Genomic DNA, 23,324 nt, shown 5'->3' on the forward strand with positions numbered 1-23,324 from the left:
TGTTTTTATAAGATTTACTTTTTTTGCCATTTTTGATAAGGCAATTCTGTTGTTTCGACGGAGGAGAAATCACACTCGTTGGTCGACAAAGATTTGCGCTTTTCTTTACGGAGTTTCTAGTGTGATTTCTCCTCCGTCGAAATAACAAACTTTGATGATGTACTTTTTTAATATTCTGAGAAACGTTTATCTGTCAAATACTGATTATCTGTCAGCGTTTTTAGAAAAGCGATTATTTGTTGTTTTTCGGTGGTAGAAAGTGCAATTCCAAATTTTCCATTCTGTTTTAAAATTGGATCTAAAGTTGGAGAATCTTCAATTCCGCTTGCGTAATGATCTAGAACACCTTCCAGAGTTCCAAATCTTCCATCGTGCATATAGGGAGCAGAAACTTCTACATTTCGTAAACTTGGTACTTTAAATTTGTAATAATCACTCGTCAGTTCTGTTACTTTATAGCGCCCAACATCATTAACGGCTGGATTTACTGCTAAACCATTATTTCGGAACGAATTATCAGTTTGTAAATCTGTTGCATGACAAGAGGCACATTTTGATTTAAATAAATCGTAACCTGCCAATTCATTAGAAGTCAAACTTCCGCCAGATTCATTTCGTCTGTATTTGTCAAATTTTGAATTTGATGAAACCACCATAACCATAAATTGAGAAAGAGCTTTCAGCATATTTTCGGTTGTAATAGCACCATCATCAAAAGCTTGTCCAAATAGTTTCTGATATTCTTTGTCGGCTTTCATCATTTTTAGAATAGCATTTAAATCGCCATTCATTTCGATCACACTTTTAAGCGGAATCAGCGGCTGTAAATCTAAATGATCGGCAGCACCGTCATACATAAAAGTTGTTTGAAACCCTAGGTTTTGAATGGATGGTGTATTTCGTGTTCCTTGTGCATTGTCTACACCATGACTTACAGTATGTCCGTGATGCGTAAAGGCATTTGCTTGTATGTGACAGAAACCACAGGAAACTACTCCATCAGATGCTAAACGCCCATCGTAAAATAATTTTTTCCCTAGTTCGAATCCTTTTACTGTTGGTGGATTTAAGGCAATATTATAAGCCAGATCTGGAAAGTTTGATGGAACTTTAAATTCCAACGGCACATTTATATATTCGTCATCTTTATCTGAGCAGCTCCATAGTAACGGAATGATCAGCCAAAGAAAATATTTTATTTTCAACATGTTTTTTTGGGTTTTAAGAAGCACAAAAGATGTTTTTTAGCCCTGACAGAAGTGATATCCTTTTACGGCGGTGTTCGCCGTGAAAGATTTAACGGATGGCGGGACGAGTGGTTTGTTAAACCATAACTTTTGTGCTCCTGAAAATAAGTTTAGTCGTTATGTACGTGATCTACTCTAAACATTGCAGAGATGTTTTGAGTAATTAATGGCAAATTAGCACCGCCCATAATCATCGCGCCCATTCCGCCCATGTTGTTGTCAGAAAGTTTGATTTTGTTTTTGCCGTCGATAATTTTCGAAAGATCTGTGATAATGTGTACAGCAGGAGTAATGTTTGTACGAACTAAAGCTTTTGTTGGAAGATCTAGCGTTACTTCGGTATAATTGTAATCAGTTCCCGTTTTTCCAGTGTGAATCATAAATGGAGTAGCAGTTGTAACAGTCGGCGAAGTAAATGTACCCTCAAGAGCTAGAAATTTATATCCGGCAGCCCATGACCACATCATTCCGGCAGCATCGGCCTGTGCTAAGAAATCGCCTTGTCCTGCAGCGCCTAATTTCCATTGTTCTTCGTCAACTCCAATTCCGAATTTTACTTTTGTGTAGTCTCCAGCAGGAATATCAGCTAATTGAAATTGTTGTCCAGCCGCAGTAGATTCATCAGCAATAAAATAGCTTTTGCTTTTTGGGTATGTAAAAGTGGTTCCGTCAGCTTTTGTAAAAACAACATTGCTGACAATATATTTTACAAGACTAATTTTTAATACTTCATTGTTAGAAGTTGTGTTTCCTTGAGTGCTTAAAATTAGATCGTTTGCTCCGTATGCATTGTCAAATTTTAAAGTGATTTTTCCGTTTCCTGTAATCGTTTCGTTGTTATCATCGTTTGAACAAGAAAATAAAGATATAGATAGTGTTACAATAGCTAAAGCTCTGTATAAAGTATTTTTCATTTTTATTAGTTTTATATAATTTAAATTTGAGATGTGCGTAAGCACGTTTCATTGCTTTTGGGCAATAAAAATGATTTCAATTGTAAAATTGAAAATAGATTTAAAAAATTATATAAAATAGGATGGAGGACGAAACGAAGTGTTCGAAACTGAAACAGGTTTTTTATCTAAAACAGAAAAGTTTTGTGTTTTAGTTTTAATAGGCACTATTAAGTTGTAAGGTGCTGTAATTGTATTTTGAATATAAACAATCTCTGATTTTTCTTTAAGATTGTTTTCCATTTTTTTCTCGTTGTCAGCGTATTTTTTCAAACTTTTTTGAAGCTCACATCGACCGTTACACGTATTGAAAACTTGTTTACGCTGTACACAAATAGTTTTTATAATTTCTTCCTGATTTAGTTTGAAATTAGTATAAACAAAGAAATTGCCAAAAGATGGCAGTAGAAGGATACCGGAAAGTAATATGATGAAGATATTCTTCAAGGCTTGATTTCGTTGTTTCGAATGCAAAAGTACATTTAATTCGTTTTGGAAAGAACTTATTTTAATTTTTTTCAAAAAAAAACTTCAAGAGGTTTAAGCAATTGAAGATTCTTTTTAAACGATAAAGCCTGCAAGTTTTTGAAAACTTGCAGGCTTTAATATGTAATTTGAAATAAAAATTATTCTTTAACAATAACCCAAGCTCCTGAAGCTAAAAGAGTTTCTGCTTTTTTATATTTCATTGTTTCTGTTTTACCAGTTGCAACTTTTTGAATAGTTACATTGTCATTACGATTGATTTTTGGCATCTCTCTAACAATGGTTTCTGTAACCTGACGTTGCTGTGTTTCTCCAGCTTCACGATTAATTTCTTCGCTGTTTACAATTTCGTCTTTGCTTAATTGTAAGTTTTCTTTTTGGCGAACTTCTCTTGCTTCGTGAATTTCAGGAACATTTTGAGCAGGTAAATCTCCTTTAAATAAGAATGAAATAACTTCTTTATTAACGTTGTCCAACATTCCTCTAAACAAATTGAAAGCTTCTAATTTGTAAATAAGCAATGGATCTTTTTGTTCGTGAACAGCCAATTGAACAGATTGTTTCAATTCGTCCATTTTACGTAAATGTTTTTTCCAAGCTTCATCAACAATCGAAAGTGTGATGTTTTTCTCAAAATCAGCAATTAACTGAGCTCCTTCGCTTTCGTATGCCTTCTTTAAGTCTGTAACAACATTAAGCGTTTTGATTCCGTCAGTAAATGGAACTACGATTCTTTCAAAATGGTTGTTTGGTTCTTCGTAAACTCCTTTAATAATTGGGAAAGCTTCTCTTGCACTTCTTTCTGTTTTTTCTGTATAGAAAGCAAGAGCTTCTTTGTATACTTTTCCAGTAATTTCAATATCTGATAATTTTGTAAAATCAGCTTCTGAGATTGGAGAAGTAATTCCGAAGTAACGAATTAAATCAAAATCGAAATTTTTGAAATCGTTTGTTACTTTATTATTGCTTACGATTAGTTCGCACGTATCGTAAAGCATATTTGCGATATCTAGTTTTAAACGCTCACCAAACAAAGCGTGACGACGACGTTTGTAAACTACTTCACGTTGTGAGTTCATTACGTCATCATATTCTAATAAACGTTTACGAACACCAAAGTTGTTTTCTTCTACTTTTTTCTGAGCGCGCTCAATAGATTTAGTCATCATCGAATGCTGAATAACTTCACCTTCTTGAAGTCCCATTCTGTCCATAACTTTAGCAACTCTTTCAGAACCAAATAAACGCATTAAGTTATCTTCTAGAGAAACATAAAATTGAGAACTTCCTGGATCTCCTTGACGACCAGCACGACCACGTAACTGTCTGTCTACACGACGAGAATCATGACGCTCTGTACCAACGATTGCTAAACCTCCTGCAGCTTTTACTTCTGGAGATAATTTAATATCGGTACCACGACCAGCCATGTTTGTTGCAATAGTTACAACGCCGGCTTTACCAGCTTCTTCAACGATTTGTGCTTCTTGCTTGTGCATTTTAGCATTCAAAACGTTGTGTGTAACGCCTCTCATTTTCAACATTCGGCTTAATAATTCAGAGATCTCTACAGAAGTTGTTCCAATCAAAACTGGTCTTCCAGCGTTTGATAATTCAGTAACATCTTCGATAACAGCGTTGAATTTCTCTCTTGTTGTTTTGTAGATATAATCTTCTTTGTCTATTCTGGCAATCGGACGGTTGGTTGGAATTTCAACAACGTCTAATTTGTAAATCTGCCATAACTCTCCAGCTTCAGTAACCGCTGTACCTGTCATACCACCCAATTTGCTGTACATTCTGAAATAATTCTGTAATGTAACGGTTGCAAAAGTTTGAGTAGCCGCTTCAATTTTTACATTTTCTTTAGCTTCAATCGCTTGGTGTAATCCGTCAGAATAACGACGACCATCCATAATACGACCTGTTTGCTCATCGACAATCATAATTTTGTTGTCCATGATCACATATTCTACATCTTTTTCGAATAAAGCATATGCTTTTAAAAGTTGTGTAAGAGTATGGATACGCTCGCTTTTTACTCCAAAATCTTGGAATAATCTTTCTTTAGCTTCAGCTTCAGCGTCTTTGTCTAATTTTTGTTTTTCGATAGCAGCGATTTCTGTACCAATGTCTGGTAAAACGAAGAAATCTGCATCAGTATCTCCAGAAAGGTATTTGATACCGTTATCTGTCAATTCTACTTGATTATTTTTTTCTTCAATCACAAAGTATAAAGCTTCATCCACTTTATGCATTTCGCGATTGTTATCCTGCATATATTGATTTTCGGTTTTTTGAAGCAATTGTTTGATTCCTTCTTCACTCAAAAATTTAATTAATGCTTTATTTTTAGGTAAACTTCTGTAAGCTCTTAATAACAAGAATCCGCCTTCTTTAGTATTTCCTTCTTTGATTAATTTTTTAGCTTCTGCCAAGAAACCGTTTGCTAATTGACGTTGTTGTGCAACTAGATTTTCGATTTTTGGTTTCAACTCATTAAATTCATGACGATCTCCCTGAGGAACTGGTCCTGAAATAATAAGTGGTGTTCTTGCATCATCAATTAATACAGAATCGACCTCGTCGACAATTGCATAATTGTGTTTTCTTTGAACTAAATCGCTAGGCGAGTGCGCCATGTTATCTCTTAAGTAGTCAAAACCAAATTCGTTGTTGGTTCCGTAAGTGATATCGGCATCGTATGCTTTTTTTCTTTGTTCAGTACTTGGCTGGTGATTATCGATACAATCAACAGTTAAACCGTGAAACTCGAATAAAGGCGCTTTCCATGTGCTGTCACGTTTTGCTAAGTAGTCATTCACAGTTACCAAGTGAACTCCGTTTCCTGTCAAAGCATTTAAGTATAAAGGAAGTGTAGCCACCAAAGTTTTACCTTCACCCGTTTGCATTTCGGCAACTTTACCTTCGTGCAGAACCATTCCTCCAATTAACTGAACATCATAATGAATCATGTCCCAAGTAATTTCTTTACCTGCTGCATTCCATTTGTTAGCCCAAGTAGCTTTGTCACCTTCAATAGTAACATAAGTTTTTGAAGCTGAGAATTCTCTGTCTTTTGGAGTAGCAGTAACTTCAATAAATGAATTGTCTTTAAAACGACGTGCTGTTTCCTTTACTACAGAAAATGCTTCTGGAAGAATTTCTAATAAAGTTTTTTCAGAAACTTCATAAGCTTCTTTTTCAAGACTGTCTATTGCATCATAAAGATCTTCTCTTTTGTCGATGTCTTCGATGTTTTCAACTTCAGCTTTAAGCGAAGCAATTTTAGCATCTTTATCTGCTCTGGCTTCTTTAATTCTATCTTTAAAATATACAGTTCTAGCTCTTAGGTCATCGTGAGATAAAGCCATTAAGCTGGTTTCGAATGTTTTAATTTTGTTTAAATAAGGTTGTAAAGCTTTGACATCTTTTTGAGATTTATCACCTACAAAGACCTTGATGATGCTGTTTATGAAACTCATAATTTATTAGTATTTCTTTATTATATGTTGTGTATTTGAACCAAAAAAAAAGCCTCGGTGATGAGACTTTTTCCTTTGGTTTATTTTTTAATATTCATCCTCATTCCAAAGATAATCTTCGTCTGTTGGATAATCAGGCCAAATTTCTTCCATTGATTCATATATCTCGCCTTCATCTTCGATTGATTGAAGGTTCTCTACTACTTCTAATGGAGCACCAGCTCTAATAGCGTAGTCAATAAGTTCGTCTTTGTTAGCAGGCCATGGCGCATCACTTAAATAAGATGCTAATTCTAATGTCCAATACATCTGTTATCTGTTTAGTTTGTGCAAAAATAATTTTTTTACTGAAAAAGACAAGTAAATTTTGATTTATTTTAATAAAATTTAAGAACGTCTTCTAAATTGCAGATTTTAGATTGTTGAATTTAGATTGATACAGTGAAAAAAAACTAAAATACGAACTCTAAAATCTAAAATTTTATTTGCGAGGTATCCATTTCACTTCCTCCGCTTTTAAGTCTGAGGACAACTTTCGTGCCAAGACAAAAAGGTAGTCAGAAAGTCGGTTTAAGTACTTGATTGCTACTTCAGGAACGTGTTCATTGTGGCTTAAATGCACTGCCAAACGTTCTGCTCGGCGGCAAATGCAGCGTGCTATATGACAATGTGACACGGTGGGATGACCGCCCGGTAATACAAAATGAGTCATTGGCGGTAAACTTTCTTCCATTTTGTCAATTTCGTTTTCAAGTAATTCAATATCAGAATCAATAATACCTAAGTTTTTTAAACGAAGTTCGCCGTTTTTTAAAACCTCTTTTTCTTGTGGTGTTGCTAATATTGCTCCAACGGTAAATAAGCGATCTTGAATTTCTATTAGAATAGTTTTATAATGAGGATTCATTTCTTGATCGCGAATTAACCCGATGTAAGAATTTAATTCATCAACAGTTCCGTAACTGTCAATCCTGATATGATCTTTAGGAACTCGCGTGCCTCCAAAAAGAGCCGTAGTTCCTTTGTCGCCTGTTTTTGTATATACTTTCATTTTTTTTTTAAGATGCTAAGGTTCTAAGTTTTTTTTTTAGATTTAGAAAATAATCTAAAATCTAAAATCAGAAATTATTTTAAAGGTTCTAAGTTTTTTTTTCCGATTAAACAATTAACCAAATAAACGATTAAACTATTTCGTCGTATCACTTTCAATTAATCCGTCTCTTAAACGAATAACGCGATGCGCATAAGCCGCAATATCTTCTTCGTGAGTTACCAGAATTACTGTATTACCTTGTGCATGAATATCGCCAAAAAGCTTCATAATTTCTACCGAAGTTTTACTGTCTAAGTTTCCTGTAGGTTCATCGGCCAAAATAATAGAAGGTTTGTTAACCAAAGCGCGGGCAATGGCAACACGCTGGCGTTGTCCTCCAGAAAGCTGATTAGGCTGATGATCCATTCTGTCTGCTAGATTAACTTGTGTTAGTACTTCAACTGCTCTTGCATTACGTTCTGATTTTGAATGTCCGGCATAAATCATTGGTAATGCAACATTGTCTAGGGCAGTTGTTCTTGGCAAAAGATTAAAGGTTTGAAATACGAAACCAATTTCTTTGTTTCTAATTCCTGCCAATTCATCGTCTTTCATCTGGCTGACATCTTTTCCGTTTAAAATGTATCGCCCAGAAGTTGGCGTATCTAAACAACCTAATAAATTCATTAAAGTTGATTTTCCAGATCCCGAAGGCCCCATTAATGCAACATATTCTCCTTTGTTGATTTCTAAATTAATTCCTTTTAAAACATATACAATTTCATTACCTAGAACAAAATTTCGTTTTATGTCGGTTATTTTAATTAATGGATTTGCCATTTCGTTTTACAATTTTTGGATTTAAAAGTACAAAACACTTTTCAATAAACGATAAGTAGTTTTAAATTGGATTATGTTACAAAATGAAGTTTTTATATTGATTTAAGTTTTGTACCTGTTTGTATAATATAAAATTAGATTTGAAAACGTTGTTATATCATTTTGAATTATTTTTATGTAATTGTCATGTTTTTTAAATTTTATTGAATTATGTTGTGTTTAATACTGTAAAAGTGATAATTATGTAATAAAACACTTAAGGTTATAACTATATTTGTTATGTAATCTTAAATAATCAGAATTATGAAAAATATACAATTAGTGTCAGGAATTGCATTTATTGCATTAATTTTTACTTCGTGTAAAGATGAGAAACAAGAAAAGGCTCAAAAAACAATAGATTCTTATGTGGCTTATGTCGATTCAGTTAAAAATGTAACTGCTGATGATTTGAAAGAAAATTGGAAGGGTGTAGAAACTGAATATGATAAAAGAGCCGAAGAAGCACAATTGGCTTTGGCAGATATTAAAGATAATACTGCAGCAACGGAGAAAATAAATACGAGTAAAGTTAAATATGAAGAGTTTAGAAATGAGATGGCTGTCCTTTTTGCCCCAACTCCAAGCCCAAAACAGCAATTACGAAATGCCTTATTTGGTGAAGGCAAGATTGGTGATGATATGAATTTTGCTTGGGTAAATGCTAAAAATATTCACAGTGTTTACCAGCAATTTGTTCACACAGTTGAGAATAATAAAGATAAGTATACAAGAGAAGACTGGGATGAAGTTAAACTTATGTATGAGGCACTTGACAGTCGTAAAAATACTGTCGAAAAAGAAGGGCTTACTGCCGAAGATAACAGGAAAATTGCCGGTTTGAAACTTAAGTTTGCACCAATGTATACAGTAAACAGAATAGGAGCGAAGTCTGAAGAAACTGCAGTTGCTAAAAAGTAATCTTCAAAGTTTTATTGAAATAAAAAAGACGATCAGTAATGATCGTCTTTTTTTATGTTCTAATTGTAAAATGTTCTTTTTCTTGTTCGTATCTAAAAAAAACAAATCCCCATTGAAAGGTATCGATAGTAACTTTTACTTTTGGGTGATTTTTTATGATTTCCCAAGTTTCTTCCATTTCTGGAGACCAATGTATATCATCAAAAATCCAAACCGAATCGTTGTTGATTGTTGGCAATAAACTTTCAAAATAAGCCAAAGTTGCTTTTTTAGAATGATTACCGTCAAAGTAAATTAGATCGTAAATTTTAGATTTTAGATTTTCAGAAACTAAGAAAGATTCAAATTCTGAAATTATGTTTTCGACGTTTTTGCAATCAAATTTTTCTAATTGATTTTTGGCAATATCTCCAGTTTGCGCACATCCTTCAATAGTAGTAACTTTTGCGTTTGTGTTTCCTAGAGCCAAAGCAGAAGTTGCTAAACCCAATGAAGTTCCTATTTCAAGAATGTTATTTGGCTTGAAATAATTAGTTACTCTAAATAATAATTCGGCACGTTTTGGCGAAATTCCTGCTGTCGATGCAATTTTAGAAATTTGTCTCTTATCTGATTTAAAGACTTTTGAACCTGCACCAAAATCAGTTACTTCGATGAAATTTTTGTTTTCAAGAAGTGATTTTCTGTATTTTTTTAGAATTTTATATTCTGGTTTGGGTTTCTTATCATAGAAACATTTTGTCAGCAGACTAAAAACGAAAGGGGAGTGAACGCCATGTTCGTTTTTAGAATTCCAAAGAAATTTTAGATAAGATTGTATTTGAAAAAGCATTCTTATAATATTTCGTTTTTCAGGCGAATTAATTTACGGTAATAAGTTTAATTTCAAATATCAAAACAGAACCTCCTGGAATGCCAGAAACAGAATAACTGCCGTATCCTAAATGTGCTGGAACAAACAAAATACCACTTCCGCCTTCTTTAAAAAAAGGTAATCCTTGCTGCCATCCTAAAATTAATTTGCTTAATGGGAAAGTTGCACCCGAAGCATTTTGATCAAAAACTTTTCCATTGGTAAGAGAGCCTTTGTAGGTAACAGTAATAGAGGATTGTGTAATGGGTTGTTTGCCGGTTCCTTCTTCTGTAATGATATAATGTAAACCAGTGCTTGTTTTTTTTGCTGTTAAATTGTTTTTAACTAGATAATCTGTAATTTCTTTTTCGTTTTCAACGCTGTAATCTATTTTTTCAGGAATTTTTTCTAATCCTGAATCACTTGAACAAGAGATAAAAAAGGTAAGAATTGAAAAAGCAAATAATAATTTTTTCATGTGGTATTTGTTTTAAAAAACGTAAATATATAAAATTAGTCTTTAGTCTATGTTTTAGTCGAAAAAATGATTTTTTTTGAAAACGAAAATCTATAACTGAAATATTAACTTTCAAGTTTAGCCGAAAGTTCAAACCAGCGTTCTTCTTTTTTATCTATTTTGTTTATGATGTTTTGCAGTTCGTTTGCTTTTTTCTCAATATCGGCATCGGCAACTTTTCCGTCAGAGAATAGTTGCTCGATTTTAGTTTTTTCGATTTCTAAATCTTTGATTTCTCTTTCGATTTTTTGATATTCTTTTTGCTCGTTGAAACTTAAATTTCCAGTAGGATTGTTTTGTTTCCAGTCTTTCTTTTCGGCTTTGTTTTCTTCTTTTTGAGCCACATCGGCACTGTCTTCATAAGCACGGAAATCAGAATAGTTTCCAGGGAAATTCTCGATTTCGCCATTCCCTCTAAAAACAAATAAATGATCGACAATTTTATCCATGAAATAACGGTCGTGCGAAACCACTAATAAACATCCTGGGTAGTCTAAAAGGAAACTTTCCAGAACGTTTAGCGTTACAATATCTAAATCGTTTGTTGGCTCATCTAGAATCAAAAAGTTTGGATTCTGAATTAAAACAGTACATAAATACAAACGTTTTAATTCTCCTCCGCTTAATTTTTCGACATAATCGTATTGTTTTTTGGCATCAAAAAGAAAACGCTCTAACAATTGCGAAGCTGAAATGATTTTTCCTTTTGCAAGCGGAATATATTCTCCGTACTCTTTTATAATATCAATTACACGCTGACCCGGTTTTGGATTAATTCCAGACTGTGTATAATATCCAATTTTAATAGTATCGCCTTTTACAACTCTACCGCTGTCTGGAGGAATTGTTCCTGTAAGAAGATTTAAAAAAGTAGACTTTCCAGTTCCGTTTTTACCAATAATTCCAATTCTCTCGCCGCGCTGAAAATCAAAACTAAAGTTGTCTAGAATAACACGGTCTTTGAATTTTTTAGAAAGTTTATGGAGCTCGATAATTTTGCTTCCCATTCTTTCCATATTAATTTCAAGCTCGACTTTGTTTTCTTTACGTCGGCTTTGTGCCTTTTCTTTAATTACATAAAAATCGTCCTGACGTGATTTAGATTTGGTTGTTCTCGCTTTTGGCTGGCGGCGCATCCATTCTAATTCTTTTACAAAAAGATTTTTTGCTTTATCGATACTAGAATTTTCAGAAGTAATTCGTTCTTCTTTTTTCTCTAAATAATAAGAGTAGTTTCCTTTGTATTGGTGTAATTTTCCGTTGTCTAATTCGATAATTTCATTGCAGACGCGTTCCAAAAAGAAACGGTCGTGCGTTACCATAAACAAGGTGATATTTTCTTTGGTAAAATAACTTTCAAGCCATTCGATCATTTCAAGATCTAAATGGTTGGTTGGCTCATCTAAAATCAATAAATCAGGGCGATTGATCAAAATGATGGCCAATGAAAGACGTTTTTTTTGTCCTCCGGAAAGATTTTTTACCTTAAGTTTAAAATCCTCCAGTTTTAATTTGAATAAAATTTGTTTGTACTGCGTTTCAAAATCCCATGCATTATGCTGATCCATCCCGTCAAAAGCTTTTTGATATGCTTCTTCGTCATTTGGGTTTTCTAGTGCTTTTTCGTATGCTTCTATTATTTTAAGCGTTTCATTGTCTGAAGCGAAAATACTTTCTTCAATCGTAAGTTCATCCTGCAAATTATTGTCCTGCGACAGAAAAGCCATTCTAATTCCTTTCCTTAAAACAACTTGTCCGGTATCTGGTTCGTCTAAACCATTAATGATACTCATAATAGTTGTTTTTCCAGAACCATTTTTGGCAATAAAAGCGATTTTTTGATCTTTATTGATTCCAAAAGAAATGTTGTCAAAAAGGACTCTTTCGCCAAATGACTTCGATATATTTTCTACAGATAAGTAATTCACTTTTGTAATTATAAGTTATAAAATATGAGTTATGAATGTTTTGAAAAACATAACTTTCTGCAAAAGTAAACTATTATCTTGCATTTGCGAATTATTTATGGAGATACGATCCTAGAAGAGGAGTCAAATCAAAATAATGTATTTGCTGCGGATTATTTAAGAAGGGTTTGCGAATCAAAGATTCATTTGTAATAAAATAATGAAGTCCGTCTTTTGTGGTAATTCCTTCAATTTGATGAAATGGGAGTTTTAGATTTATTCGACGTTTATTTCCTGATAAAAAGTTTCCATTTTTAAAATCATACAATAAATAGAGAAAAGGTTTTCCGAGTTTTGAATAGCCGCAAAGAACAATAAGTTTTTTAGACTCCAAATAAGTTGCTCCCGTAACCAGGCCTTTGGTGTCAAATGTTTGTTTCAATTGGGCAGTATATTTTCCAGGCTGATTTGGTAAAGCATAAATGCTGGTTTTTGAAGATTTCCATTGTTTAGTAAACAAATAAATACTGTCCTTTGAAACTATAAAAGCTTCACAGTCAAAATTGGTTGTGTTAGGTTTCTTTGCAGAAAAATCAGTTTGATCAGAATACTTAAATGAAATTGTTTCAATAATTGGATTCTCATTCAAAAATGATGTTTTATTTATTTTTAGAATGTTTAAGTCAGTTCTATTTCCGCTTGCATTATTCCCAAAATCGCCAATATAAATATGTGTGCTGTCTTGTGATATTTCTTCCCAATCATTATTCACAGCGTGCTCAAGAATAATTTTTCGTCTAATTTTTCCAATAGAGTCCAATCCGTAAATAGTTTTGTCATGATCGTCATTATGTGTCCATAATAAGTTGTCGAACGCAATTAGTCCTGAAGTTTCTTTAATAGAATCGCTTAATTTGATTGAATATTCAGGTTTTATTTTCGTGTTTTTATAAAGACAGCTTCCGTTATTTTGAGTTGCTTTTAGATTGTAGTTTTTCGAAAGAGGATCTGTACAGCCAGATACCTGCGAATAAGCTGAAGTAAAAATTAGAAGGAAAAAGAAAATTACTTTTTTCATTTAAAAATAGGCATTAATAAAAACAAAAGTACGGTATTAAGAGATTAACATGAAAAAGGCTTTTTTGTTGTATTTTGATTTTTGAAGTTCATTTTAAATACTATTTTAAGATAGATTCTTTTTAAAATATTTATTAGAAATAAAAAGGAGATCTCGTCTATTATTTTAAATTTGTTATTGCCAAAAACAAAGTAATTTATGAAAATTAAAGAAAATTTATACAATCAAAGGATTATATCGATAGATGCTTTACGTGGAATTACCATTTTTATAATGATTTTTGTAAATGAATTGGCTAGTATAAAAGAAGTCCCGCAATGGCTTAGACACATGCCTGCTGATGCAGATGCGATGACTTTTGTTGATGTAGTTTTTCCTGCTTTTTTGTTTATTGTAGGTATGTCAATTCCGTTTGCTTTCAATGCCAGATTACTAAAAGGAGACAGTCCTAAAGTAATTTGGATTCATACTTTAAAAAGAGCTTTAGCTCTAATCATTATTGGCGTTTTTATGGTTAATGCCGAATATGGTTTTGATGCTTCAAAAATGATTATTTCTCCGGTGCTTTGGGCGCTTTTAGCTTACGCGATGCCAATTCCTATTTGGAATAAATATCCTAAAGATTTTCCAGTTTGGTTAAAATACGGTCTTCATTACGGCGGAATGCTCGTTCTGGTTATTCTTTATTTTTTATATGTACAAGATAATGGCGAAATTGGAATAACACCTAAATGGTGGGGTATTCTAGGATTAATTGGCTGGGCGTATCTTTTTTCGGTAATTTATTATTGGCTTGTTTCAGGACGATTGTGGGCGATGATTGCATTTTTGTTTGTTTGTGTGATCGCAAATTCAATAAATCTAAGTGCTGATATTCCGCTGTCAAATCTGCCTTGGTTTAAATTTATTGCTGGACATTTAACGCACGCCGCTTTAGTGAGCGCAGGAGTAATAATTTCGTTATTGTTTTTTGACAGGAAAACGCAGCAAAAAATTAACTGGCCTGTAATTGGTTTTGCCGTTTTGTTTTTTGCAATCGGGTACTTTTTGCGTCCTTATTTTGGAATTTCAAAAATAAAAGGAACACCGTCTTGGACCATGTTTTCTGCTGGGATTTGTACGGTGTTGTTTTACTTTTTGTATTGGTTAATGGAGGTTAAGAAGCAAACAAAATGGAGTGCGTTTTTTATGCCCGCCGCAGCGAACCCTTTATTGATTTATATTCTTCCCGGAGTAATTTATTATTTCTGTAAAGCTTTAGGATTTCATATTGTTCCAGGTTACTTTAGAGTAGGAGTTCCGGGAATAATTTGGTCGCTTGTATTTTCTACAATTATGTTGTTTGTCATGAAAGTATGTAATAAATATAAAATTCAGCTTCATTTGTAACGAGGCAAACAAAAGATTCTATTTGTATTGAAACAGTTAATGAATACGAACAGATTTTATTTCTAAAACGGCGTTTGATGTTGGATTGTAGTTTACAAAATTGAATTTGCAAAGGTTATGAATGTTTAAAATCTTTCCATTTGCAAGACCGTCTTGCTTGAACTCTGTCCACGGAATTTTTAGTGTTGTAAAACTTTTGGCTGATATTGGAAGATCAACTCTTGGATGTGAGCCGCCGTGCACGCATCCAGTGCCTTCTTCATTTCCTTCACGGGCTTGAAGCTTTATCAACTCGTTTGATTTATAGGTAATACTCACATATTTTGAGTTCTCAGATAAATTTGTTGGTGAACCGTCATTCGAATTAGATTCTGAAATCATTACATTCAGTTCAATTTCACCTGTCGGATTTTCTTTTGCCGTAATCTTGATTAACCCCTTTTCTTTTCTGATTTTATTTATAGTTTCCTGTGTTTCTTTTGTCGGACCTGCAATATACCATGTCGAAGTTTTTACAAGATCTAAGTTTGAGCTCGAAAAAACAATTAAAGGCGAAAAACTGTATGAAAACAGTAAGATTAAAGAAAAAAGAAAATAGTTCAGGATAATCGACGGTTTGTTTTTCATAAAAGAGAAAGGTTTCATCATCAAAAATATAATTTTCTTTTTTATTATTTTGAAAGAGTTACCTATTCTAAATAAAATTTTAAATTTGTAAGATATTGTTTCTGAAAACTTTACGAAATGAAAAAAGCAAAATCACTACTTGTTTTATTTTTCTTTTTTGGGATGTCATTTTGTTACGCACAAAATGATTCCATTTCGAATAATCAAAAAGACATTTTAGATGTATTGTATAAGCTTTTCCATAAAAATGATTCTGTTCGAATAAAACCAGAAAAAAAAGTAGCTTTTTCTTTGCTTCCAGTTCCTATCGATGCAAATAAAAGTGCAGGATTAGTAGTTTCATTTTTAACCACCTTTTATTTAGGAGACAGCAAAACAACAAAAATGTCTCAAATTACTTTTTCTCCTTATTTTAGTTTCACCAAACAATATGTTTTTCCTGTGCAGTCCTATATATACACTGCAGATAATAATTGGAATTTTATTGGAGATTATAGGTATATGATTTATCCGCAAGATACCTATGGATTGGGAAGGCATAATACCGAAGATAAAATGTCGACTCTGGATTATCAACAATGGAGATTTTATCAATTTGCAACTCGTAAAGTTATTGGTGATTTTAGAATGGGATTAGGGGTGTTGTTTGATAATTACCAAAATATTTCTGAAGATTCCTATATAGATGAAGAAACAGATTACTTTAAATATATGAACGGCGATTTTACAGATGAAACATCGTTAGGATTTGCTGTTCAAGGTTTGTATGATTCGAGAGAAAACAATGTTAATCCAGAACAAGGTTTGTATGTAGAAGCAGATTATAGGATAAATACAAGCGGAGTTGATGGCAAAAAATGGAATTCTATTTATTTTGATGCCAGAAAATATCATTCATTTAATAAACACAAGCATCGAGTTCTAGCTTACAGAGCCTTTTATTGGTCAACTTTTGGAGGAAAACCACATTATCTTGATCTGCCAAGCATAGGCTGGGATCGAGACGGGAAAACGGGTCGTGGTTTTACCAGAAATAGATTTAGAAGTAATGCACTTATTTATTTTGAAACCGAATATCGTACTGATATTTCAAAAAATGGTTTTTGGGGCGCAGTGTTTTTTACTAATATTTCTTCAGTTTCAAAGTTAGATACCTATGAGTTTAGTAAATGGAATCCCGCTGTTGGAACAGGATTACGTATTAAATGGAATAAACAGAATAATAGTAATTTGGTGCTGGATTTTGGAGTCAGCAAAAACGATTGGTCATTGCGATTAGGTTTGACCGAAAATTTCTAACTTCCCCAAGAATCAAATTACTTAAAATTACATGCAATTATCGGTTGTTATACTTAATTATAATGTGCGTTACTTTCTCGAACAATGTATTTTGAGTGTTCAAGAAGCACTTTTAACACTTGATGCCGAAATTATTGTAGTAGATAATAATTCATCTGACGATAGTTGTTTGATGATGAAAAATAAATTCCCTAATATTAAACTAATTCAAAACGATCGCAATTTTGGTTTTCCAAAAGGGAATAATATTGGAGTTCAATTTGCGGCGGGAAAATACATTTGTATTTTAAATCCCGATACAGTTGTTGCGGAAGATACATTTACTAAAATTTTGGCTTTCGCCGAAGAAAAACAAGATTTAGGAATAATAGGCTGTAAATTAATTGACGGTATCGGAAGTTTTCTGCCCGAAAGTAAACGCGGCATTCCAACTCCTTGGGTTGCTTTTACAAAGATTTTTGGGTTGTACAAAATATTTCCAAAATCACGAATATTTAATCGTTATTATGCCCAGCATTTAAATAAAGATCAAAGCGGAAAAGTTGAGATTTTAGTGGGAGCTTTTATGCTTATGAAACGAGATCTTTACCTTGAATTAAGAGGATTTGATGAAAATTGCTTTATGTACGCAGATGATATTGACTTGTCTTATCGTGTACTTTTGAAGCAAAAATCAAATTATTATTTTCATGAAACTACTGTTTTGCATTATAAAGGAGAGAGTACAGTAAAGGACGAAAAATATATGCTGCGTTTTCAAGAAGCAATGAATTACTTTTATCAAAAGCATTTTAAGAAATCTTGGTTTTTTACTTTTTTTATTCAAATAGGAAGTTTTGTTTTTTCATTTTTCAAAATGTTTCAAGCGAAAATAAAAGTAAAACCATCGCCGGAAAGTTTTATTTTTTATTCCTTAAATCAAAATTTGTCTGAAAAATTACCATCTATTTTAAAAAATAAAGTGCAGTTTTTCGATTTAAAAAAAGAAAAAATGGTAAATTCGTGCCAGGTTTTTAAGGGGAAAAACATTGAGATAATTTTGGATAATCAGTATGTTTCATTCAAAAAATGTATCAAAATCATAGAAACTCTTAAAGATAAGAACATTACTTTTAAGATTTTCCCTAAAAATACAAATTTTATAATTGGAAGCAATTCGCGAAATGACATGGGTCAAATTGTGGAAATTGAGTAAAAAATTATATTAAATGTAATTTATATTTAAAATATTCAGTAATTTCGCAATCTGATAATCAAAATCACCCTTGAGGATAACAATATGGCAAGATTTGAATTAAAACTTCCAAAAATGGGAGAAAGTGTCGCTGAAGCAACCATTACAAACTGGTTGAAAGAAGTTGGAGACAGAATTGAAGCTGATGAAGCTGTACTAGAGATTGCAACTGATAAGGTTGACAGCGAAGTGCCAAGCGAAGTGTCGGGCGTTTTAGTTGAACAATTGTTTGGTAAAGATGATTTAGTTCAAGTAGGACAAACCATTGCTATTATTGAAACAGAAGGTGATGCTCCAGCTGTGCAAGCTGTTGAAGAAACTGTAGTTCCTGTAGAAGCAGTAGAAATTGAAAAAACAATAGAAACAGTTAAAGAAGCAGTTTCTGTACCGCAAGATTTTTCAGGATCTGATAAATTCTTTTCTCCTTTAGTAAAAAATATCGCAAAAGAAGAAGGAATTTCTGTTGCTGAATTGAATAATATTGCAGGTTCAGGAAAAGATGGACGCGTAACAAAAGAAGATATTCTAAAGTTTATAGAAAATAGAAAATCAGGCGCTCCTGCTCCGCAAACTGTTGCTGCTGCGCCAAAAGCGGCAGAGCCAATAGTTCAAAAAAGTCAGCAGGCGGTTCCAGTTTCTGTTAATGGAGGTGATGAAATCATCGAAATGGACAGAATGCGTAAATTGATTTCAGGATATATGGTGGCTTCGGTTCAAACTTCTGCACATGTACAGTCGTTTATAGAAGTTGATGTTACAAATATTGTAAAATGGAGAGAAAGAGTTAAAACTGCTTTTGAAAAAAGAGAAGGAGAGAAACTTACTTTTACTCCAATTATGATGGAAGCTGTTGCAAAAGCTTTAAAAGATTTTCCAGGAATGAATATTTCTGTTGATGGAGATTATATCATCAAAAAGAAAAATATTAATTTAGGAATGGCAGCCGCATTGCCAAATGGAAATCTAATTGTTCCTGTAATTAAAAATGCAGATCAGTTAAATCTTGTTGGAATGGCAAAAGCAGTCAACGATTTAGGAAATCGTGCAAAAGCTGGAAAATTAAAACCAGATGATACGCAAGGCGGAACTTATACAGTAACAAATGTTGGAACGTTTGGAAGTGTTTTTGGAACGCCAATTATCAATCAGCCTCAAGTTGGTATTTTAGCTCTTGGTGCGATTCGTAAAGTGCCTGCAGTTATCGAAACACCGGAAGGTGATTTTATCGGAATCCGTCAAAAAATGTTCTTGTCTCACTCTTATGATCATAGAGTTGTTGATGGAGCTTTAGGAGGAAGTTTTGTGAAAAGAGTAGCAGAATATTTAGAAGCTTTTGATGTAGATCGTGATTTTTAATCGATCGATATTTAGATACAAACCCGAAAATTAGTTTTTTCGGGTTTTTTGTTTGTAGGAAAATAAGAAGATACAATTAAGAAGAAATTGTTCTCTGATAAATTTTGATGTTAAAATGCAAAAAAGAGACTTGTTTTGGGCAAAAAAATAAAAATTTGCAAAGGAAATTCCGCTTTAAAAATTACATTTGTAAACTTATAAAATTTAAAAATGGAATTAAAGCTTAACAAACCAATTTGTTTTTTTGATCTAGAAACTACTGGAATTGACATCGGTAAAGATCGGATTGTAGAAATTTCGATATTCAAAGTTTTCCCAAACGGAAATAAAGAAAGTAAAACATGGTTAGTTAATCCTACTATCCCAATTCCGCCGCAAACAACAGCTGTACATGGTATAACTGATGAAAAAGTGGCAAATGAGCCTACTTTTACAGAATTGGCACCGCAGGTTTATAATATGATTAAGGATAGTGATTTAGGAGGTTTTAATTCAGATCGTTTTGATATTCCGTTATTAGCAGAAGAATTGCTTCGTGCAGGAGTTGATTTTGATATGAAAAATAAAGTTTCTGTAGATGTGCAGACTATTTTTCATAAAATGGAAGAGCGTACATTAAGTGCTGCTTTGAAGTTTTATTGCGGAAAAAGCCTTGAAAATGCCCATTCTGCAGAAGCAGATACAATGGCAACTTACGAAATTTTAAAAGCACAATTAGACCGTTATCCAGAATTAGAGAATGATATGAAATCATTGTCTGAATTTACAACTCGAAAAAAAATAGCAGACTTTGCTGGGATGATTGCTTTTGATAAAGACAACGAAGAGATTTTTACTTTCGGAAAACATAAAGGAGCAAAAGTAGAGAAAGTATTGGAGTCAGAGCCGGGTTACTTTAGCTGGATTCAAAACGCAGACTTTCCTTTGTATACCAAAAAAGTTTTGACTGCAATTAAATTAAGAAAATTAAATACGAAATAAGGTTCTAAGATACTAAGGTTCTGAGATTCTGAGTTTAGTTTCTTAGTGCCTTAGCATCTTAGTATCTTAGCAACTTAAGAAAAAGAATGAAGATTATTTGTATCGGTAGAAATTATACCAATCATATTGAGGAGCTAAAAAACGAACGACCAGATGAGCCTGTGGTTTTTATGAAGCCAGATTCGGCAGTTTTGTTGAAACAGCATCCGTTTGTAATTCCAGAATTTTCTGAAGAAGTTCATCATGAATTAGAAGTAATCGTAAAGATTAATAAAGTAGGAAAATATATTGAACCAAAGTTTGCTAATAAATATTACGAAGAAATTAGTGTAGGTATTGATTTTACAGCTAGGGATTTACAAGATAAATTGAAAGCAAAAGGATTGCCGTGGGAAAAAGCAAAAGCTTTTGACGGTTCTGCTGTAATTGGTGATTTTTTGCCAAAAAGTGATTTTGTTTCATTAGAAAATCTTACGTTTGAACTCAAGAATAATAATGAAACTGTTCAAAAAGGAAATACAAGCTTTATGCTTTGGAAAATTGACGAACTGATTTCGTACGTATCGCAATTTTTTACCTTAAAAATTGGAGATATTATTTTTACTGGGACGCCTGCGGGTGTTGCATCAGTTAAGCCTAATGATGTTTTAGAGGGCTTTTTAGAAGATAAAAAATTATTTAGAATACAAGTAAAATAATGGCCTTAAAGTACAACCTTTCGAAAGTGTACGCGCTTTCAGATAACGATCCTGAATTTGTAAACGAAATTCTTAATTTATTTGTTACAGAAGTCCCAGAAGATCTGAAGCAAATTAAAGAGGGAATTAAGAAAAAGGATCATAAATATGCCTATTCTTATGCTCATAAAATTAAACCTACATTAGATTTAATGGGGTTAAATGTTGCTTTTGAAGAAATTCTGCAAGTAGAAGCTTGGACAAAAGCCGAGGGAAAGAAAAAGGATATTATAGAGACTTTTAAAAGTATAAAAGTACAGGTTAAAGATGCTATCAAAGAAATCAAGAAAGATTTTGATTTGTAAGATTTAAATGTTCTTAATTCTTGTTTTTTTTAAAGAAAAGAATAAGAATTAAGGATTTTTTCTATTGTTGAGGTTGTTTTTTCAATTTCTAAAAACTTCGTTTAGTCAACATCTGGTATTTGTTGTAAAAAGAATCCAGTTTTTATTTCCTTATAAATAAAGTAAAAACAGCAATCTACTTTCTAATAACAACTTGCATTACCGCAAGTGAAAATAATATTTGTATGAAGGCAGCCATTATAACTATTGGAGATGAAATTTTGATAGGTCAAATTATTGACACAAACTCTGGTTTTATTGCTAAATCACTTGATCGAATTGGTGTTGAAGTTGCAGAAATGATTTCGATAAGTGATGATAAAAAACACATTTTAGATACTTTTGAGCAATTGCAAAACAAGGTTGATGTTGTGATTGTAACCGGTGGTTTAGGGCCTACAAAAGATGATGTTACTAAGAAAACCTTTTGCGAATATTTTAACGACGAATTAGTTGTTGATCCAGAAGTTTTGGCACATGTAACGCAGTTAATAGAAGGTTTTTATAAAAGACCAATTTCGCAATTAAACAAAGATCAAGCCCTCGTTCCGTCTACTTGTACAGTACTTCATAATCAAGTAGGTACTGCGCCGGGTATGTGGATGAAAAAAGAAAATACTGTATTTATTTCGCTTCCCGGAGTTCCGTATGAAATGAAATATTTAGTTGAAGAAGAGATAATTCCTAAAATAGTCAAAGAATATAAGCGTCCCTACATTATTCATAAAACTATTTTAACCTATGGTCAAGGGGAGAGTTTAGTTGCAGAGCGTATAGAAACTTGGGAGAATAATCTGCCGGATTTTATAAAATTAGCGTATCTGCCAAATCCAGGCAGAGTGCGTTTGCGATTAACAGCTCGAGGAACTGATAAGGCTGAGTTAGAAAAAGCAATAGAAGAAAATGTAAAAACTTTAGATGCTATAATTCATGATATAATAGTTGGTTACGAAGAAAATGAAACGATAGAAACTGTAATTGCTAAATTTCTTTCCAGGCAAAATAAAACGATTTCAACGGCAGAAAGTTGTACTGGAGGAAGAATTGCTTCGTTGTTAACTTCGGTAGAAGGTTCTTCGAAATATTTTAAAGGAAGTGTTGTTTCGTATGCAACAGAGGCTAAGGTCAATGTTCTTGGTGTTTCGCAGGATTTAATAGATGAATTTACAGTGGTAAGTGCACAGGTTGCATCAGCTATGGCTTTGAATGTGAAAGAAATACTGAAAACGGACTATGCAATTGCGACAACTGGTAATGCCGGACCCTCAAAAGGTGATTCAGATGCTGAAATTGGCACTGTTTTTATAGCTTTGGCTACCCCAACAGAGATAATTGTAGAAGAATTTAACTTTGGTCAACCACGTGAAAAAGTGATAGATAGAGCCACGATTAAGAGTTTGGAAATTTTACAGAAAGAAATTTTGAAAATTGTGCAATAATTTTTTGCTACAATGGTTTATTTTTCTTTTCTTTGCACCCTGATTTTGAATAACGATAAAAGATAAGTATAATGTCAAGAGTTTGTGACCTTACAGGTAAAAGAGCGATGGTAGGAAATAACGTTTCTCACGCTATGAACAAAACTAAGAGAAAGTTTTCTGTAAACTTAGTTAAAAAGCGTTTTTATCTTCCAGAAGAAGATAGATGGATTACTCTTAGAGTAGCAGCATCTACGATAAAAACAATTAATAAAAATGGAATCACTGCTGTTTTGAAAAAAGCGCAGTCAGAAGGATTTATCAAATAATCTTTTCCTAAATAAATATATAGCAAGATGGCAAAGAAAGGTAATAGAATCCAAGTAATTTTAGAATGTACTGAGCACAAGACTTCTGGTGTTCCAGGAACTTCTAGATACATTACAACTAAGAACAAAAAAAATACTCCAGACAGATTAGAGATTAAAAAATTTAATCCAATCTTAAAAAGAGTAACTGTTCATAAAGAAATTAAGTAATAATTAGAGATTTATAAGTCTCAGTGGTTTGGCCATTTGAG

Annotated in this window: 23 protein-coding genes; 11 read left to right on the plus strand and 12 right to left on the minus strand. The window is 32.8% G+C overall.

The window, feature by feature from the left end:
- Positions 1-167: 167 nt before the first annotated feature.
- The 7 genes from ACHRVL_RS15910 to ACHRVL_RS15940 form a co-directional block, all read right to left on the minus strand.
- Complete coding sequence (locus ACHRVL_RS15910; protein ID WP_395414318.1) at positions 168-1,208, minus strand: cytochrome-c peroxidase; 1,041 nt, start codon at positions 1,206-1,208, stop codon at positions 168-170.
- A 149-nt stretch (positions 1,209-1,357) separates the two neighbouring features.
- A complete protein-coding gene (locus ACHRVL_RS15915) occupies positions 1,358-2,161 on the minus strand; it encodes an MbnP family protein (RefSeq protein ID WP_129022939.1) in 804 nt (267 codons plus the stop codon).
- 108 nt (positions 2,162-2,269) lie between these two features.
- Positions 2,270-2,722 carry a hypothetical protein gene (locus ACHRVL_RS15920; protein WP_395414320.1) on the minus strand — a complete coding sequence of 151 codons (453 nt, stop codon included), beginning with the start codon at positions 2,720-2,722 and terminating at the stop codon, positions 2,270-2,272.
- Positions 2,723-2,826: 104 nt separating this feature from the next.
- On the minus strand, positions 2,827-6,171 hold the full coding sequence (gene secA / locus ACHRVL_RS15925; RefSeq protein WP_395414322.1) for a preprotein translocase subunit SecA: 3,345 nt from the start codon (positions 6,169-6,171) through the stop codon (positions 2,827-2,829).
- Positions 6,172-6,258: 87 nt separating this feature from the next.
- Positions 6,259-6,480, minus strand: coding sequence for a DUF2795 domain-containing protein (locus ACHRVL_RS15930; protein WP_007138072.1), 222 nt, complete (start codon positions 6,478-6,480; stop codon positions 6,259-6,261).
- Positions 6,481-6,652: 172 nt separating this feature from the next.
- A complete protein-coding gene (locus ACHRVL_RS15935; protein WP_395414324.1) occupies positions 6,653-7,222 on the minus strand; it encodes a cob(I)yrinic acid a,c-diamide adenosyltransferase in 570 nt (189 codons plus the stop codon).
- A 135-nt stretch (positions 7,223-7,357) separates the two neighbouring features.
- Positions 7,358-8,044 carry an ABC transporter ATP-binding protein gene (locus ACHRVL_RS15940; protein WP_089056257.1) on the minus strand — a complete coding sequence of 229 codons (687 nt, stop codon included), beginning with the start codon at positions 8,042-8,044 and terminating at the stop codon, positions 7,358-7,360.
- A 303-nt stretch (positions 8,045-8,347) separates the two neighbouring features.
- Here ACHRVL_RS15940 and ACHRVL_RS15945 point away from each other — a divergent pair, with 303 nt between their 5' ends.
- Positions 8,348-9,004 carry a DUF6565 domain-containing protein gene (locus tag ACHRVL_RS15945; RefSeq protein WP_395414326.1) on the plus strand — a complete coding sequence of 219 codons (657 nt, stop codon included), beginning with the start codon at positions 8,348-8,350 and terminating at the stop codon, positions 9,002-9,004.
- A 52-nt stretch (positions 9,005-9,056) separates the two neighbouring features.
- On the opposite strand, the gene ACHRVL_RS15950 is transcribed toward ACHRVL_RS15945, so the two are convergent.
- From ACHRVL_RS15950 to ACHRVL_RS15965, 4 genes are all read right to left on the minus strand, one after another.
- Positions 9,057-9,836: an O-methyltransferase gene (locus ACHRVL_RS15950; protein ID WP_395414329.1), complete on the minus strand. Its 780-nt coding sequence runs from the start codon at positions 9,834-9,836 to the stop codon at positions 9,057-9,059.
- Positions 9,837-9,864: 28 nt separating this feature from the next.
- Positions 9,865-10,335 (minus strand): FKBP-type peptidyl-prolyl cis-trans isomerase, encoded by a 471-nt coding sequence (locus ACHRVL_RS15955; RefSeq protein ID WP_395414331.1) that lies wholly within the window; start codon positions 10,333-10,335, stop codon positions 9,865-9,867.
- Between the two features lie 104 nt (positions 10,336-10,439).
- A complete protein-coding gene (locus tag ACHRVL_RS15960) occupies positions 10,440-12,302 on the minus strand; it encodes an ABC-F family ATP-binding cassette domain-containing protein (protein WP_395414334.1) in 1,863 nt (620 codons plus the stop codon).
- Positions 12,303-12,393: 91 nt separating this feature from the next.
- Positions 12,394-13,359 (minus strand): T9SS C-terminal target domain-containing protein, encoded by a 966-nt coding sequence (locus ACHRVL_RS15965; protein ID WP_395414337.1) that lies wholly within the window; start codon positions 13,357-13,359, stop codon positions 12,394-12,396.
- A gap of 198 nt (positions 13,360-13,557) precedes the next feature.
- Here ACHRVL_RS15965 and ACHRVL_RS15970 point away from each other — a divergent pair, with 198 nt between their 5' ends.
- Entirely contained in the window at positions 13,558-14,748 is a 1,191-nt protein-coding gene (locus tag ACHRVL_RS15970) for a DUF5009 domain-containing protein (RefSeq protein WP_395414339.1), read from the plus strand.
- A gap of 36 nt (positions 14,749-14,784) precedes the next feature.
- Here ACHRVL_RS15970 and ACHRVL_RS15975 read toward each other — a convergent pair whose 3' ends face one another.
- Positions 14,785-15,375, minus strand: a complete 591-nt coding sequence (locus ACHRVL_RS15975; RefSeq protein WP_395414341.1) for a hypothetical protein — start codon at positions 15,373-15,375, stop codon at positions 14,785-14,787.
- A 117-nt stretch (positions 15,376-15,492) separates the two neighbouring features.
- Between ACHRVL_RS15975 and ACHRVL_RS15980 the strand changes: the two genes are divergently transcribed.
- The 9 genes from ACHRVL_RS15980 (at position 15,493) to rpmG (ending at position 23,283) form a co-directional block, all read left to right on the plus strand.
- On the plus strand, positions 15,493-16,674 hold the full coding sequence (locus tag ACHRVL_RS15980) for a hypothetical protein (protein WP_395414342.1): 1,182 nt from the start codon (positions 15,493-15,495) through the stop codon (positions 16,672-16,674).
- A 31-nt stretch (positions 16,675-16,705) separates the two neighbouring features.
- Positions 16,706-17,869, plus strand: a complete 1,164-nt coding sequence (locus ACHRVL_RS15985) for a glycosyltransferase family 2 protein (RefSeq protein WP_395414345.1) — start codon at positions 16,706-16,708, stop codon at positions 17,867-17,869.
- 84 nt (positions 17,870-17,953) lie between these two features.
- Positions 17,954-19,264 carry a dihydrolipoamide acetyltransferase family protein gene (locus tag ACHRVL_RS15990; protein WP_395414347.1) on the plus strand — a complete coding sequence of 437 codons (1,311 nt, stop codon included), beginning with the start codon at positions 17,954-17,956 and terminating at the stop codon, positions 19,262-19,264.
- Between the two features lie 210 nt (positions 19,265-19,474).
- A complete protein-coding gene (locus ACHRVL_RS15995; RefSeq protein ID WP_089052928.1) occupies positions 19,475-20,245 on the plus strand; it encodes a 3'-5' exonuclease in 771 nt (256 codons plus the stop codon).
- Between the two features lie 86 nt (positions 20,246-20,331).
- A complete protein-coding gene (locus ACHRVL_RS16000; protein WP_395414349.1) occupies positions 20,332-20,943 on the plus strand; it encodes a fumarylacetoacetate hydrolase family protein in 612 nt (203 codons plus the stop codon).
- Complete coding sequence (locus tag ACHRVL_RS16005; protein WP_089052930.1) at positions 20,943-21,287, plus strand: Hpt domain-containing protein; 345 nt, start codon at positions 20,943-20,945, stop codon at positions 21,285-21,287. The genes ACHRVL_RS16000 and ACHRVL_RS16005 overlap by 1 nt, the downstream gene beginning before the upstream one ends.
- 224 nt (positions 21,288-21,511) lie before the next feature.
- Entirely contained in the window at positions 21,512-22,765 is a 1,254-nt protein-coding gene (locus tag ACHRVL_RS16010) for a competence/damage-inducible protein A (RefSeq protein WP_395414351.1), read from the plus strand.
- A 71-nt stretch (positions 22,766-22,836) separates the two neighbouring features.
- Positions 22,837-23,073, plus strand: a complete 237-nt coding sequence (rpmB, locus tag ACHRVL_RS16015; RefSeq protein WP_008468080.1) for a 50S ribosomal protein L28 — start codon at positions 22,837-22,839, stop codon at positions 23,071-23,073.
- Between the two features lie 27 nt (positions 23,074-23,100).
- Entirely contained in the window at positions 23,101-23,283 is a 183-nt protein-coding gene (rpmG, locus tag ACHRVL_RS16020; RefSeq protein WP_008253902.1) for a 50S ribosomal protein L33, read from the plus strand.
- Positions 23,284-23,324 lie beyond the last annotated feature (41 nt).

It is taken from the genome of Flavobacterium sp. FlaQc-28, from assembly GCF_044007415.1.
Lineage (GTDB): Bacteria > Bacteroidota > Bacteroidia > Flavobacteriales > Flavobacteriaceae > Flavobacterium.

Coding starts and splice junctions, on each gene's coding strand:
- ACHRVL_RS15910 (WP_395414318.1), bottom strand. CDS start 1,208: ATGTTGAAAATAAAATATTTTCTTTGGCTGATCATTCCGTTACTATGG.
- ACHRVL_RS15915 (WP_129022939.1), bottom strand. CDS start 2,161: ATGAAAAATACTTTATACAGAGCTTTAGCTATTGTAACACTATCTATA.
- secA (WP_395414322.1), bottom strand. CDS start 6,171: ATGAGTTTCATAAACAGCATCATCAAGGTCTTTGTAGGTGATAAATCT.
- ACHRVL_RS15930 (WP_007138072.1), bottom strand. CDS start 6,480: ATGTATTGGACATTAGAATTAGCATCTTATTTAAGTGATGCGCCATGG.
- ACHRVL_RS15935 (WP_395414324.1), bottom strand. CDS start 7,222: ATGAAAGTATATACAAAAACAGGCGACAAAGGAACTACGGCTCTTTTT.
- ACHRVL_RS15940 (WP_089056257.1), bottom strand. CDS start 8,044: ATGGCAAATCCATTAATTAAAATAACCGACATAAAACGAAATTTTGTT.
- ACHRVL_RS15945 (WP_395414326.1), top strand. CDS start 8,348: ATGAAAAATATACAATTAGTGTCAGGAATTGCATTTATTGCATTAATT.
- ACHRVL_RS15950 (WP_395414329.1), bottom strand. CDS start 9,836: ATGCTTTTTCAAATACAATCTTATCTAAAATTTCTTTGGAATTCTAAA.
- ACHRVL_RS15955 (WP_395414331.1), bottom strand. CDS start 10,335: ATGAAAAAATTATTATTTGCTTTTTCAATTCTTACCTTTTTTATCTCT.
- ACHRVL_RS15965 (WP_395414337.1), bottom strand. CDS start 13,359: ATGAAAAAAGTAATTTTCTTTTTCCTTCTAATTTTTACTTCAGCTTAT.
- ACHRVL_RS15970 (WP_395414339.1), top strand. CDS start 13,558: ATGAAAATTAAAGAAAATTTATACAATCAAAGGATTATATCGATAGAT.
- ACHRVL_RS15975 (WP_395414341.1), bottom strand. CDS start 15,375: ATGAAAAACAAACCGTCGATTATCCTGAACTATTTTCTTTTTTCTTTA.
- ACHRVL_RS15980 (WP_395414342.1), top strand. CDS start 15,493: ATGAAAAAAGCAAAATCACTACTTGTTTTATTTTTCTTTTTTGGGATG.
- ACHRVL_RS15985 (WP_395414345.1), top strand. CDS start 16,706: ATGCAATTATCGGTTGTTATACTTAATTATAATGTGCGTTACTTTCTC.
- ACHRVL_RS15990 (WP_395414347.1), top strand. CDS start 17,954: ATGGCAAGATTTGAATTAAAACTTCCAAAAATGGGAGAAAGTGTCGCT.
- ACHRVL_RS15995 (WP_089052928.1), top strand. CDS start 19,475: ATGGAATTAAAGCTTAACAAACCAATTTGTTTTTTTGATCTAGAAACT.
- ACHRVL_RS16000 (WP_395414349.1), top strand. CDS start 20,332: ATGAAGATTATTTGTATCGGTAGAAATTATACCAATCATATTGAGGAG.
- ACHRVL_RS16005 (WP_089052930.1), top strand. CDS start 20,943: ATGGCCTTAAAGTACAACCTTTCGAAAGTGTACGCGCTTTCAGATAAC.
- ACHRVL_RS16010 (WP_395414351.1), top strand. CDS start 21,512: ATGAAGGCAGCCATTATAACTATTGGAGATGAAATTTTGATAGGTCAA.
- rpmB (WP_008468080.1), top strand. CDS start 22,837: ATGTCAAGAGTTTGTGACCTTACAGGTAAAAGAGCGATGGTAGGAAAT.
- rpmG (WP_008253902.1), top strand. CDS start 23,101: ATGGCAAAGAAAGGTAATAGAATCCAAGTAATTTTAGAATGTACTGAG.